13 protein-coding genes are annotated in these 12,410 nt (G+C 72.5%); 6 read left to right on the forward strand and 7 right to left on the reverse strand.

All coding sequences use genetic code 11. The features are described from left to right. Positions 1–5: 5 nt before the first annotated feature. Together E0F75_RS26585 and E0F75_RS26590 are read left to right on the forward strand one after the other, a co-directional pair. Positions 6–455, forward strand: coding sequence for a nitroreductase family deazaflavin-dependent oxidoreductase (locus E0F75_RS26585; protein ID WP_229313356.1), 450 nt, complete (start codon positions 6–8; stop codon positions 453–455). After that, positions 455–1,513 carry an aldo/keto reductase gene (locus tag E0F75_RS26590; RefSeq protein ID WP_229313358.1) on the forward strand — a complete coding sequence of 353 codons (1,059 nt, stop codon included), beginning with the start codon at positions 455–457 and terminating at the stop codon, positions 1,511–1,513. Before E0F75_RS26585 ends, E0F75_RS26590 begins: the two co-directional genes overlap by 1 nt. Positions 1,514–1,585: 72 nt before the next feature. On the opposite strand, the gene E0F75_RS26595 is transcribed toward E0F75_RS26590, so the two are convergent. The 6 genes from E0F75_RS26595 to E0F75_RS26620 form a co-directional block, all read right to left on the reverse strand. After that, on the reverse strand, positions 1,586–2,047 hold the full coding sequence (locus tag E0F75_RS26595) for a PPOX class F420-dependent oxidoreductase (RefSeq protein ID WP_229313359.1): 462 nt from the start codon (positions 2,045–2,047) through the stop codon (positions 1,586–1,588). Positions 2,048–2,084: 37 nt separating this feature from the next. After that, positions 2,085–2,453 (reverse strand): lipocalin-like domain-containing protein, encoded by a 369-nt coding sequence (locus E0F75_RS26600; RefSeq protein ID WP_229313361.1) that lies wholly within the window; start codon positions 2,451–2,453, stop codon positions 2,085–2,087. After that, positions 2,450–3,418, reverse strand: a complete 969-nt coding sequence (locus E0F75_RS26605; RefSeq protein ID WP_229313363.1) for a DUF6081 family protein — start codon at positions 3,416–3,418, stop codon at positions 2,450–2,452. The genes E0F75_RS26600 and E0F75_RS26605 overlap by 4 nt, the downstream gene beginning before the upstream one ends. Then, on the reverse strand, positions 3,415–4,500 hold the full coding sequence (locus E0F75_RS26610; protein ID WP_229313365.1) for a DUF6081 family protein: 1,086 nt from the start codon (positions 4,498–4,500) through the stop codon (positions 3,415–3,417). Before E0F75_RS26610 ends, E0F75_RS26605 begins: the two co-directional genes overlap by 4 nt. 120 nt (positions 4,501–4,620) lie before the next feature. Continuing rightward, the gene (locus E0F75_RS26615; RefSeq protein ID WP_229313367.1) at positions 4,621–5,277 is read right to left on the reverse strand and encodes an HAD family hydrolase; all 657 of its coding nucleotides are present in this window, start codon (positions 5,275–5,277) and stop codon (positions 4,621–4,623) included. Positions 5,278–5,285: 8 nt separating this feature from the next. Beyond that, entirely contained in the window at positions 5,286–6,197 is a 912-nt protein-coding gene (locus E0F75_RS26620) for a pseudouridine-5'-phosphate glycosidase (RefSeq protein ID WP_229313369.1), read from the reverse strand. 166 nt (positions 6,198–6,363) lie between these two features. Between E0F75_RS26620 and E0F75_RS26625 the strand changes: the two genes are divergently transcribed. Further along, positions 6,364–7,413, forward strand: coding sequence for a DUF6081 family protein (locus E0F75_RS26625; RefSeq protein ID WP_229313371.1), 1,050 nt, complete (start codon positions 6,364–6,366; stop codon positions 7,411–7,413). A 56-nt stretch (positions 7,414–7,469) separates the two neighbouring features. On the opposite strand, the gene E0F75_RS26630 is transcribed toward E0F75_RS26625, so the two are convergent. Next, positions 7,470–8,291 carry an AfsR/SARP family transcriptional regulator gene (locus E0F75_RS26630; protein WP_229313373.1) on the reverse strand — a complete coding sequence of 274 codons (822 nt, stop codon included), beginning with the start codon at positions 8,289–8,291 and terminating at the stop codon, positions 7,470–7,472. A gap of 241 nt (positions 8,292–8,532) precedes the next feature. Between E0F75_RS26630 and E0F75_RS26635 the strand changes: the two genes are divergently transcribed. The 3 genes from E0F75_RS26635 (at position 8,533) to E0F75_RS26645 (ending at position 12,394) form a co-directional block, all read left to right on the forward strand. After that, positions 8,533–8,703, forward strand: coding sequence for a hypothetical protein (locus E0F75_RS26635; protein WP_229313375.1), 171 nt, complete (start codon positions 8,533–8,535; stop codon positions 8,701–8,703). A gap of 53 nt (positions 8,704–8,756) precedes the next feature. Further along, the gene (locus E0F75_RS26640; protein ID WP_229313681.1) at positions 8,757–11,009 is read left to right on the forward strand and encodes a TOMM precursor leader peptide-binding protein; all 2,253 of its coding nucleotides are present in this window, start codon (positions 8,757–8,759) and stop codon (positions 11,007–11,009) included. A gap of 182 nt (positions 11,010–11,191) precedes the next feature. Continuing rightward, positions 11,192–12,394 (forward strand): histidine kinase, encoded by a 1,203-nt coding sequence (locus E0F75_RS26645; RefSeq protein ID WP_229313377.1) that lies wholly within the window; start codon positions 11,192–11,194, stop codon positions 12,392–12,394. Positions 12,395–12,410 lie beyond the last annotated feature (16 nt).

Consider the following 12,410-nt stretch of genomic DNA (forward strand, 5'->3'; position numbering starts at 1 on the left):
ACGTCATGTCGAACACAGAGCTGATCACCCCCGTCGCCGGCGAGCCCGGTGACTACAACATCCCCGTCGTGCAGGAGTTCCGGACCAACGGCGGCAAGGTCGGCGGCATGTTCGAGGGCGCGCCGCTCGTCCTCCTCACCCACACCGGGGCCAAGAGCGGCCGCCGCCGCGTCTGCCCCGTCATGTACGTGGAGGAGGACGGCCGTACCCTCATCTTCGCCACCAACGCCGGCGGCCCCCAGAACCCCTCCTGGTACCACAACGTCCTGGTCAACTCCGAGGTGACCGTGGAGACCGGCACCGAGGTCTACCGGGCCACCGCCGTCGTCGTCGAGGGCACCGAGCGCGACCGGCTCTACGCCGAGTCGGCGGAGAAGGTCCCGGCCCTCGCCGACTACCAGTCGAAGACCGAGCGCAGCATCCCCGTCGTCGCCGTGCGGCGCCTGGCGGACTGATGCGGTACACACTGCTGGGCAAGACCGGGGTGCGGATATCGGAGATCGCCCTCGGCACCCTCACCTTCGGCGACGACTGGAAACTGCCGAGGACGACCCTCGCCGGCATCCTCGACCGGTACGCCGAGGCCGGAGGCAACGTCCTCGACACGGCCAACGAGTACGGCCGGGGCTCCGCCGAGACCACCCTCGGCGAGCTGCTGGCCGGCCGGCGGGACGAGTTCGTCCTGACCACCAAGTACACGATGCAGATGCGGCCGGGCGACCCCAACTCGGCGGGCAACCACCGCAAGAACCTGGTCGCCTCGCTCGACGCCTCGCTGCGCCGGCTCGGCACCGACCGCATCGACCTGCTGTGGGTGCACGCCCGTGACACCCTCACCCCGGTCCCCGAGGTGATGCGCGCCCTGGACGACCAGGTCCGCGCCGGCAAGGTGCTCTACGTGGGCGTCTCCGACTGGCCGGCCTGGGAGGTGGCCCAGGCCAACACCCTCGCGGAGTTGCGCGGCTGGTCCGCCTTCGCCGGTCTGCAGATCCGCTACAACCTCCTGGAGCGCACCCCGGAGCGCGAACTGCTCCCCATGGCACACGCCTTCGACCTTCCGGTGCTCGCCTGGGGGCCGCTCGCCGACGGGCGGCTCACCGGCAAGTACCTGGCCGGCGAGCCCGGCCGGCTCGACCATGTGCCGTGGGGCGAGGGCCGCGGACCCGGCGACGAGATCGTCGAGAAGGTCGTGCGGATCGCCAAGGAGGGCGGCTGGAGCGCTGCCCAGGTGGCGCTCGCCTGGCTCCGCTCACGGCCCGGCACGGTCGTGCCGCTGATCGGCGCCACCAAGGAGTCCCAGCTCGTCGACAACCTCGCCGCCGGCGAGGTCACCCTGGACCCCGCGCACCTGGCGGAGCTCGAGGAGGCCAGCCGTGTCCCGGTCGGCTTCCCGCACGACTTCCTCCGCTTCCCGGCGATGACCGACGCCATCTACGGGGACCGCTGGCGGGAGACGGACGACCGCCGCACCACGGTGCGCCGGGCCGTCGCCGACGACCTGTTCGGCGGCTGACCCGCCGGCGTCACGCGACGAAGGGCCGGACCCGCTCTCCAGCGGGTCCGGCCCTTCGTCGCGTGCGGACGGTCAGTCCGCCGGCTTGACGTTCACCGTGTCCGACAGGTCCACCCGGGCCACGACCTGCTCGATCTTCACCCGGACCACGACCCCGTTCGGGATGGTGAAGCGGTCGGAGAACTCCTCCTCGCGCGCCTTGCCGTGGTACCGGCCGCCGATCCGGGCCGTCCAGCGGCGCAGCTCGTCCACGTTCTCGTCGAGCGTCGCCCGGCCCCGGACGAGCACGAAGGAGAACGGGGGCCGCTCGTCGTCCCAGAGCAGCGCGATCCGCCCGTCCCGCTGGAGCGAGCGGCCCTTCACGCTGTCCTTCTGCATCGTGTAGACGATCTCGTCGCCGTCGAGGATCACCCCGACCGGCACGACGTGCGGGCTGCCGTCCTTGCGGACGACGGCGGCCTTCGCCGTCCGCGGCGGGTCCGCCATGATGAATTCGCGCCACCAGCCCTCGGGGGCGTCCTTGTACGTGGGCATGCCGATCCTCCTCGACTCTCTGCGTACGGTGTTCCGTTCAGCTCCGGCGCCAGGTCAGGACGCGCCGCTGGGGGCGTCCGCCCACCTGCGCCGTCCCGCCGAGCGTGAGCAGGTCGCCGGCCAGGGACACGTCCCGCAGCTGGGTGGTGCCCCTCATGTGCGCGTGCGAGCTGACGTCTATCTCGTGGACCATCACTCCGTCCGTCAGCCGCCAGCGGCCCGCGTACCCCATGAAGGCGTCGCCGGACGGCGGGGCGTCCTTCCGCCCCATGCTGACCGACATGTGACCGGTGGGGCTGTAGAGCAGCAGTCCGCTCGGCGCGGGTCCGAGCGGGCCCTCCGTGGTGCCGCCCGTCCCGTCCACGTCCAGATACGAGACGAGCGTCCACGCGCCGGCGACGTTCACCGTCCCGCCGGGACGGCCGAGACGGTGAACCGGCGGACGTTCAGTGCCGCGCCCTGGCCGAACAGCCGGTTGCCCGGCAGGCTCTTGTCGTCCAGGAAGACCTGCGGCAGGCCGCCGCCGTCCGTCGCGCGGTACAGCCCGTCCGCCGTGGTGAGCCGGACGAGCGCGGGGCCGCCGTCCGGCGAGGCGCAGTCGAGTGCGGTGAACATCCCCAGTCCGCCGTTCAGTTGACGAGACGTCACCTCTGTGTCCTCGCCGCCGTGGTCGAGCACGACGAACCGGCGGTCCGGCACCCGGCCGAGGTGCTCGGCGCGGTGCCGCTCCTCGCCGTCGACGAGCCAGCGCACCCGGCCCGCGGAGCGGTCGTACGCGAGGGTCAGCCGGTGGGTGTCGCCCGGCTCCCGGTCGCCGACCGGGACCACGGCCGTGAAGGCGGCGTATCCGCCGAGGTGCGGGCGCAGCATGGGGAGCCGCTCGTGCACCGCGTAGATCCGCCGGTCGGTGACGAAGAAGTCGAAGGCGAGGCCGGTCTCGACGTCGGCGGCGTTCATCGCCGCCGTCGCCAGCCGGAAGTCGGCCCCGGGCTCCTCGACCGCCGTGCCGAAGGGGTGACCTCCGGTGCCGTACGTACGGGCCGACAGCAGGGCGTCGAAGCGGAGTTCACCTTCCTCGGGGGCCTCGAAGCCGGGCAGCCCGCCCGGGGTCGTGACGTTCGCGTAGACCAGCCACTTGACGGCGTCCAGGGCGCCGGGCAGCGCGCCGGGCGCGTCCTCCTGCCCGAGGGTGTTGGTGAACGCCGGCTCCCCGGTCACCGGGTGGCTGGCCCGGGCCGACACCTTGAGCCCCTCCGAGGGCGTGACGTGGATGTCGGCGTCGTCCGGCACGAAGGGGCCGAGGGTCATCGGCGCCCAGCGGCCGGCGGTGGCCCCCGGGTCCTGGAAGTCGTCCTCCCACAGCGGGGTCATCGACGGTTCCTGACGCTCGACACCACGAGGTTCTTCATCCGGAACTCGCCGCCCTGGCCGTAGATCCGGCTGCCCTCGGCGCTGCGCTCGTCGACGAAGGACTCCTGGCGCGGTTCGCCGACCGACGGCTCGAAGTAGTTCGTGTGGACGGAGAGCCGGACAAGCCCCTTGCCCGTCGGGTACGAGCCGTCGAGCAGGGACAGCAGCCCCATCCCGCAGTTGAGCTGGCGCGGCGCGACCCTGCCCTCGACACCGCCCTCGTCGAGCGTCAGCGTCCTGCGGTCCAGACGGAAGCCGATGCGGTCGACCCGCAGCACCTCGCGGCCGTCGATCAGCCAGCGGACCAGTCCCGCCGAGCGGTCGTAGGCGATCTTGAGCTTGTGGACGGCGCCCGGCCTGCGGGTCGCCAGCGGCACCGTGTGGGCGAACGAGGCGTAGTCGCCCAGGGTCGCCCGCCCGAACGTCGGCCGTCCGTAGAAGGCGTAGATGCGCTTGTTGGTGACGACGAAGTCGAAGGCGGTCGACGTCTCGCTGTCGATGGTGTTCAGCATCACCGAGGCGAGCCGGGGATCGTCCTCGCCGTCCGCGACCGCGTCACCGAAGGGATGCCCTGCGGTGCCATAGGTGCGGCCGGACAGCGTGGTCTCGCAGGACAGCACCTGGCCGGGCACCGCGTCGAAGCCCGGGAAGCCGTGCGAGGAGGTGTGGCTGGTGTAGGCGAGCCACTTGGCGTGGTCGCCGGAACCGGGCGCCCCGCTCGGGGTGATCTGCGGGATCGTCTGGGTGAACGCGGGCTCGCCGGTGCGGGGGTTGACACCCCGCGAGCGCACCTGCAGGCCGCGGCCCGAGGTGGTGACGATCCCGTCGTCGGCCCGGTAGCCGCCGCCCGCGACCTGGAACCAGGGGGCGTCCGCGCCGGTGGTGCGGAATCCGTGCCGGAAGTCGTCCCAGACGACCCGGTAGGGGCGCGGGCCGCCCTTCGTGGTCTCGGCGGCGCCCGCCGGGGCGGAGGGCGCGGCCAGGGTGGCCGCGCTCAGCGCGGCACTCAGGAGCAGTGTGGTGATGATGCGCTTGCGCGCCATGACGGACCCTTCTGCAGGTTCTTCGGATTCACGGCCGCCCGGGGAGGATTCACGCCCGTCCGGGCAGGGGGCGTGCCGGTCCGGACAGGCTGCGCGCCGGTCCGGACCCGGCCGGAGGGCTCACGGCAGGCCGAGAACGGCTGCCGCGATCTCCGCGGGGCTGTCCACCACGGTGTGGGCACCGGCCCGCGTCAGCTCCGCGGCCCCGGTCACCCCGTACGAGACGCCGACCACCCGCATCCCCGCGGCCAGGCCCATCTCCACGTCGGGCAGCCCGTCGCCCACGACGACACAGGAGGCCGGGTCGACGGAGAGCACCGAAGCGAGATGCAGCGCCATGTCCGGGTGCGGCTTTCCGCGCGCCGCCGTGTCGTCTCCCGCGAGGGCGTCGAAGCGGTCGTCGACACCGGTCAGTTTCACGATCGCGGCCGCCGCCGCGTACACCTTCGAGGTGGCCACGGCCAGCGCGAGCCCCTCGTCCTTCAACCGGTCGAGCAGCCCGGCCGCGCCGGGGTAGAGCAGGTCGGGCCCGGCCGCACGCACGTGCTCGCCGAAGCGCCGGCCGTACTCCGCCATGGCGTCGCGGACGACGGGGTCCTCGGCCGACAGCCCGGTCAGCCGCGCCAGGCTCTGGTCGAGCGGCCGGCCCACGGTGGCCCGGACCTCGTCCTCGCCGGGCGTGAAGCCGTGCCCGGCGAGGACCTCGACGGTGAGCCGGGCGATGACGCCCGGGGTGTCGGCCAGGGTGCCGTCCAGGTCGAACAGGACGGCACGCACCGGACCGGTCACCGGCCGCCCGCCCGCACCGCGCTCAGCTCGACGGCGAACTCGCCCGCCACCCGGGCCGTGCTGAGCAGCAGCGAGCGGCCCGCCGCCGCGATCGACCCGCCGGTCGCCCTGGCGACGGCCTTCATCAGGTACGGGCTGATGGCGTTCCCCACCACCCCGTCCCGGTCGGCCTGTTCGAGCGCGTCGGCGATGACCCGCTCCAGCTCCTCGCCGTCGAGCGCGTCCTCGCGCGCGATCGGGGAGGTGAGCAGCACCGTGGAGTCGCCGTTGACCTCCCAGTGGAAGTCGACCGCGCGGGCGGCGACCGCCAGGTCGTCGACCCGGGTCACCGGCACGTCGGCCTCGCGCACCACGAAGGCGGGCAGCCGGTCGGTGCCGTAGCCGAACACCGGTACGCCGGCGGTCTCCAGGTACTCGGCCGTCAGCTTCGCGTCCAGAATGGACTTGGCGCCGCCCGAGACGACCGTGATCCGGGTACGGGTGAACTGCAGCAGGTCCGCCGAGATGTCGAAGGACTCCTGCGCGCGCCGGTGCACCCCGCCGATGCCGGCGGTGGTGAACACCTCGATCCCGGCCCGCTCGGCGATGACGATCGTGCCGGCCACCGTGGTGGCGCCGAGACCGCCGCCGGCCAGCGCCGAACCCAGGTCCCGCGCACTGATCTTGGGGATGCCCTTCGTGGTGGCGAACCGCTCGATCACGGACTCGTCCATGCCGACCACGAACCGCCCGCCGGCCACACCGACCGTCGCGGGGACCGCACCCGTGTCCCGGACCGCCTTCTCGATGAGCGAGGCGGTCTCGGACGACGGGTCGGTGGTGATGAGGGAGGACTCCAGGGCGACCACAGGGCGCCGCTCCGCGAGCGCGGTGGCGACCTCGTCGCTGACCTCGAGCAACGAATCCATACCGGGTTCCTCTCCGTGTCTCTCCGTACCTCCGGGACTGACGGTGCTCAGGCTCGGCCCGCACCCTCGAAGCCCGGTCGAGTGCACGTCGAGCGCCCTCTCGAGCGAAATTCAGGGGCCGCTGCCCAGGATGTGCCGGACATCCACGCACCTCACGGGAGATGACATGGCACGACGGATCAGAAGCAGGGCGGCCGCCGCCGCCGCGGCGGCGGCGCTCGTCGCGCTGGTGTTCAACCCGGCGGCCCAGGCGAAGGAGCGGAGCGTGCAGACGCTCCTCTCCGACGACTTCCGCACCGGCTTCGACACCACGAACACCTGGCAGATCCTGGGCGAGGGCGGCGAGTTCCCGCAGGGCGACGGTGTCGTCACGACCTCGGCCGCCGGACTCGACGTCACGCCGGCGGGCCGGAACGCCGTCACCGGCGAGCCCGCCTTCCGCACCACCACCGCCCAGCAGGACGACGGCGGACACGGCAGCGGCGACCACGGCAAGTGGCTGGCCTTCCCGCGCGCCACCGCCAGCTCCGGCACCCCCGGCTTCGACGTCCCCGCGACCGGAGCCCTCACCTGCACGACCCGGGTGAGCGGCCGGACCTACGGCACCGAGCGGCACCCCTTCGGCGCCGCCGTGACCAACCCGAACACCGACGTCCGGCTCGCCTCCGCCGCCGTGGTCACCGCCGACTTCGACACCAAGGCGATCTTCGACTTCTCGGTGATCAACAACCGGATCTTCGCGATCTACGAGCGGCTGCCCGAGGCCGGCAAGACCTACGCCGCCTACTCGTACGCGATCCCGGTCGCCGAGCGCACCCCCGGCGAGTACGCCACGCTCCAGGTCCGGCTGGAGGGCGGCGGCACCCGGGTCAGCTGGAAGGTCAACGGCAAGACCGTGCTGTCCACGGACCGCATCGGCACCCGTGCCTTCGACCGCAAGTACATGATCCTGGACCACGGCGGCACCGAGGAGCGCCTCCAGCTGAAGCAGCTGACCTGCGGATTCGGTCTGTTCACCGTCCTCGACGCGGCCGCGGGCCCGCAGGGCAAGGCGCTGGTGAAGCTCGACTCCACGCCGAACTTCTACTTCGCGCCCCGGGTCGGCTCGCCCACGCCGCAGACCTTCGTCGACGAGGAGAGCCGGCCGGAGAGCCGCCTGTGGGGCCAGGGCGCGTCGATCGACGTGCGGTACGCGCGGATAGCCCGGGAGAACTGACCCGGCACACCGACGAGCGGGTCGCGGCAGCGGTGGGGACGGCCGCCGCGACCCGCTCACCCCGCGGCATGCTGCAGGAAGTCCCCGGCCGCGGTGGTCTCCAGGCTCTCCAGACGAGGATCGCCCGCGAGCACCGCCTGGTGCAGCTTCTGCAGCCGGGGCGAGGGGTCGACGCCCAGCTCGTCCACGAGCGTCTCGCGAAGATGCTGGTACGCCTCCAGCGCACGCCAGGCGTGACCGGAGCGGTACAGGGCGAGCATCAGCTGCCCGCGCAGGTTCTCGTGCAGCGGCTGCTGGGACACGAGCATCCGGAGCTCGCCCACCAGGGCCGTGTGCCGGCCGAGCCGGAGGTCCGCCTCGATCCGCAACTCCTGGGCCCGGGTGCGGGCTTCGTCCATGCCCAGCACCTCGGTGGCCAGGACCCGGCCCATGGGTACGTCGACGAGCGCGGGGCCGCGCCACAGGGCGAGGGCCTGCCGCAGGCTGGTGGAGGCCGCCCTGGCGTCGCCCTCGGCGAGCTGGACGTCGCCCCGGGCCACCAGCTCGTGGAAATCGGTCATGTCGCAGTGCACCGGGCGGGCGGTGAGGCGATAGCCGCCGAAGCTCGTGGCCAGCACGTCCTTGGCGGAGGCCGCGGCGTCCGGACCCAGGGCCCGGGCGATGCGCCGCCGCACCTGGAGGATGTAGGTCTGCAAGGTGGTGTTGGCGCTGCGCGGGATGGCGTCGCCCCACACCTCGTCCATGAGCGTGGCGACCGGCACGACGGAGCCGGCCCGCAGGGCGAGGAGCGTGAGGATCTGACGGGGTTTGCCGGCGGTTGGAACGATGGACTCGCCTGACATCCGTACGTCCAGGGGTCCCAGTATTTCGATGTCCATGCTCTTCCTCCGCAAGGGAATGGGGCACCAGGAGCATCGCACGGAGAAAGCCCGCCGCCCCAGTGCCTGATTCACGGCCTGGGGCATGAAGCCTTCATACCCTGCCGGCGGGGTGAGGAATTCATGGAGCAGGCCGTGACGGAGACACTGGTCCCACCGTGTCGCACGCCGGAAGAATCGCTGCCACCGGTGCCGTCCGCGGCGTCGTCCGAGCGCGTCCGACAATTAACGGAGAATTATCATGGAAAGAAATTCAAGCACCCTCCAGGGTGTTATTTCCGCGAACTCGGTTCCTGACACCTCCGGTCTTCGGATCGACCACCTCGACCGCGCCGGCGACGAGGCCGTCGCCCTCGTCACCTTCACGTGGGGCCCGGTCCCCGGTCACGACGGTGCTCCGGCCGGCGTGTGACGACCCCGACGGCGGACGGCACCACTCCCCGACCCCTGGGCTTCAAGCGCCACATGAGGGTCGAGGTGGTGCCCGACGACGCCACCTATCTGCTGTCCGAGCGCGAGGTGACGGCCCTGAGAGCCCCCGGTCTCGAGGCCCTCGCCCCGCTCCTGGACGGCACCCGTGATCTGGCCGCTCTGCAGCGCGAGCTGACGACGGCCCTCACGGGGGACGAGGTCGCCACCCTGGTGGCGGCCCTGCGGCGGGCGGGCCTGGTCGACGACCGGCCCGCCCGCGGCTCCGCGCCCGCCCCCGAGCAGGCGGCCTACTGGGACCTGGCGGGAGTGACGGCCGACGGAACCCCGGCCACGGTCGCGGTACTCGCCGCGGGCGGCGCGGACGACCGAGGGCTGCGCGAGGCCCTCCGTACCGCGGGACTGGCGGTGAGCGACACCGACGGGGGAGCGGCGGCCGACGGGAACGCCGCCGGCCTTCTCGTCGTGGTCACCGACGACTACCTCGCGCCCGAACTCGCCGACGTGGACGCACGGTCGAGACGCCTCGGCCGACCCTGGCTCCTCGCGCGCCCCGACGGCGCCACGGCCTGGCTCGGGCCCGTCCTCCGGCCCGGCGACGGCCCCTGCTGGCACTGTCTCGCCCACCGGCTGCGCGCCCATCGGATGTCGGAGCAGCCGGTGCGCCGGGCCCTCGGTCTCGCCGGGCCGGTGCCCCGGCCCCGGGTCTCGCACCCGGCCTTCCGCGGCGCGGCGCTCCAGCTGGTCGCACTGGAGGCCGCCAAGTGGCTGGCCGGACACCGCTCCGCCGGCCAGTCGGCCGTCCGCACCCTCGACGGGCTGGCGCTCAGCACCGCCGACCACGCCGTCGAGCGGCGCCCGCAGTGTCCGTCCTGCGGGGACGCGGACCTCGTCGCGGCGCGGGCCCGGCGTCCGGTCGAGCCGCGCTCCCGGCCGAAGGCGGCGTTCAGCGGCGGCGGTCACCGCGCCCTCGGGCCGCAGGAGGTCCTCGACCGCTGGGGGCATCTGGTGAGCCCGGTGACCGGAGTGGTCAAGGAGGTCCGCCGGGACACCCGGGCGCCCTCCTTCCTCCACTGCTACACCTCCGGCCGCAACCTCGCGCTCGGCGGTTCCCGCCTCGCCGAACTCCGCGCCGGGCTGCGGGCGGTGAGCGGCGGCAAGGGGACGACCGCCCTGGAGGCCGAGGTCAGCGCGCTGTGCGAGGCGCTCGAACGGTACTCGGGCACGCTCCAGGGCGACGAGGCCCGGGTGCGGGACAGCGCCCGCGCGCTGGGCGACGAGGCCGTCACCCCGGACCGCTCTCTGCTCTTCGACGCCCGCCAGTACCGCGACCGGCACGACTGGAACGCCCGGCAGGGCGCCTTCCAGCAGATCCCCGAGCCCTTCGACCCCGCGGCGCCGGCGGACTGGACGCCCGTCTGGTCCCTCACCGAGCGGCGGCACCGGCTGCTGCCGACGGGACTCCTCTACTTCGACCCCGGTACGGAGGCCGGGGTGGCACCCGTCGCCGGGAGCGCATCGGTCCGCGCCGATTCCAACGGCAGCGCGGCCGGCAGCAGCCTGGAGGACGCGATCCTCCAGGGCTTCCTCGAGGTCGTCGAGCGGGACGCGGTCGCGCTGTGGTGGTACAACCGCACCCGGATGCCCGCCGTCGACATCGCCTCGTTCGGAGACCGGTGGGCCGAGGAACTGATCGGCGTCTACCGGGAGCTGCGGCGCGAGGTCTGGGCCCTCGACCTCACCTCGGACTTCGGCATCCCGGTCTTCGCCGCACTGTCGAGACGTACCGACAAGAAGTCCGAGGACATCATGTTCGGCTTCGGGGCCCACCGCGACCCGCACATCGCGCTGCGCCGGGCCCTCACGGAGATGAACCAGCTGATGCCGGCCGTGGTCGGGGCCGGGGAGGGTGACGGATACGCGGTGCGGGACCCGGAACTGCTGCGCTGGTGGGGCGGAGCGACGGTGGCCAACCAGCCGTACCTGCTCCCCGACCGTCACGCGGAACCGGCCCGTCCAGGGGCTTTTCCCGCCATTCGCACGACGGATCTGCGCGCGGACGTGACCTGGGCCGAGGAAACCGTCCGGGCCAGGGGCCTTGATCTGCTCGTCCTCGACCAGACCCGTCCGGATATCGGATTGCCGGTGGTGAAAGTCGTGGTCCCCGGAATGAGGCATTTCTGGGCCCGTTTCGCACCAGGTCGCCTTTTTGACATCCCCGTGTCGCTGGGCCGGCTGTCCGAACCGACCCGATTCGAGGAACTCAATCCCATTCCTCTGTTTGTTTGACACCGATCGCCCGGGGAGGCGTCGCCCCGGGCGATCGGTGTGTCGCCGTCCGGCGGAGGGGGTCACGGAGCGCTCGAAATCCGTAACCTCCCTTCAATCGTGGGGGCTTAGGCTCTCGACCGGAAACACCATCGAGTCGAGGGGGCGACATGATCGGCGGCCACAGGCGGTCCGGGAAAGACGTGAGCGGGGAGCCGCCGGCGACCAGATGGCAGCACCTGCCGCAGCGCCTCGCCATCGGCATGCTGATCGCGGTGCTGACCGGTTTCGGGGTGATGGGGATGCTCAACATCCTCGACTCCCACCAGAGCGAGGGGATCCTGGGTGCCTCACTGGCGACCTTCGGCTGCCTCTTCTTACTCCAGCTGTTCCACTCCGCCCAGCGCACCCGGGCGCTGCGGGAGCGGTACGGCAGACTCACGCTCGGACTCCAGGCGGTCCTCACCTTCGGCCCGCTGCCCCTCTACGGAGTGTTGTGGGGCGGCATGGCGGGTTTCCTCGCCGGATCGATCCTGCTCCTGGTGCGCGGGACGCTCGCCTGGGTGCTCTTCGTCTCGGTCGCGCTCGTCAACGGGGGGAGCGCCCTCGCCTCCGGCTACGGGCCCGTGGACCTCACGTACATCGTGATCTCCACCCTGCTGACCGGGCTGATCGTCTTCTGTCTCTCCCGGCTGGTCGACCTCATCGTCGAACTCGAACGCAAGCGCGCCGAGTCCGCCTGGCTCGCCGCCACGGAGGAACGCCTCCGCATCGCCCGCGACCTGCACGACCTCCTCGGCTACAGCCTCTCCGCGATCACGCTCAAGAGCGAGCTCGTGCACCGGCTCATCGGTCTGCACGACGACCGCGCCCGGGACGAGATCGTCGAGGTGCTCGACATCTCCCGGGAGGCCCTCGCCGACGTCCGGACGGTGGCCCGCGGCTACCGCGACATGGTGTTCGACGACGAACTCGGCGCCATCCAGAAGGTCCTGACCACCGCCGACGTGGACGTCACGGTCGAGAAGTCGTTCGTCGGCGAACTGGGGAAGAGGCGGGAGGCGGTCCTCGCCACCGTCCTGCGGGAGGCCGTCACCAACATGCTGCGGCACTCCACGGTCCGGCACTGCCGGATCTCCCTGCGCCGGCGCAGAGGCGTCGTCGCCCTCACCGTCTCCAACGACGGATCCCACCCGGGCCGAGGGCTCGCCGCCGTGCCGTACGACGGGGGCAACGGCAGCGGCCTCGCCAACCTCGCCGAGCGCCTGGCCGGTGTCGACGGCACGCTCAACTCCTCGCAGGACGGCGAGGGCTGGTTCCACCTGGTCGCCGAGTGCCCCATCGGCAGCTCCGCCGACACCACCCCGAGGATGCCGGCCCCGCCCTTGGCCCGGGGCGCCTGCTGAGACGCCCCGGGCGGGA

The sequence above is a fragment of the Streptomyces sp. CB02980 genome (assembly GCF_014451325.2).
GTDB lineage: Bacteria > Actinomycetota > Actinomycetes > Streptomycetales > Streptomycetaceae > Streptomyces.

Coding starts and splice junctions, on each gene's coding strand:
- E0F75_RS26610 (WP_229313365.1), bottom strand. CDS start 4,500: ATGGCGCGCAAGCGCATCATCACCACACTGCTCCTGAGTGCCGCGCTG.
- E0F75_RS26590 (WP_229313358.1), top strand. CDS start 455: ATGCGGTACACACTGCTGGGCAAGACCGGGGTGCGGATATCGGAGATC.
- E0F75_RS26630 (WP_229313373.1), bottom strand. CDS start 8,291: ATGGACATCGAAATACTGGGACCCCTGGACGTACGGATGTCAGGCGAG.
- E0F75_RS26640 (WP_229313681.1), top strand. CDS start 8,757: ATGAGGGTCGAGGTGGTGCCCGACGACGCCACCTATCTGCTGTCCGAG.
- E0F75_RS26585 (WP_229313356.1), top strand. CDS start 6: ATGTCGAACACAGAGCTGATCACCCCCGTCGCCGGCGAGCCCGGTGAC.
- E0F75_RS26625 (WP_229313371.1), top strand. CDS start 6,364: ATGGCACGACGGATCAGAAGCAGGGCGGCCGCCGCCGCCGCGGCGGCG.
- E0F75_RS26595 (WP_229313359.1), bottom strand. CDS start 2,047: ATGCCCACGTACAAGGACGCCCCCGAGGGCTGGTGGCGCGAATTCATC.
- E0F75_RS26635 (WP_229313375.1), top strand. CDS start 8,533: ATGGAAAGAAATTCAAGCACCCTCCAGGGTGTTATTTCCGCGAACTCG.
- E0F75_RS26620 (WP_229313369.1), bottom strand. CDS start 6,197: ATGGATTCGTTGCTCGAGGTCAGCGACGAGGTCGCCACCGCGCTCGCG.
- E0F75_RS26605 (WP_229313363.1), bottom strand. CDS start 3,418: ATGACCCCGCTGTGGGAGGACGACTTCCAGGACCCGGGGGCCACCGCC.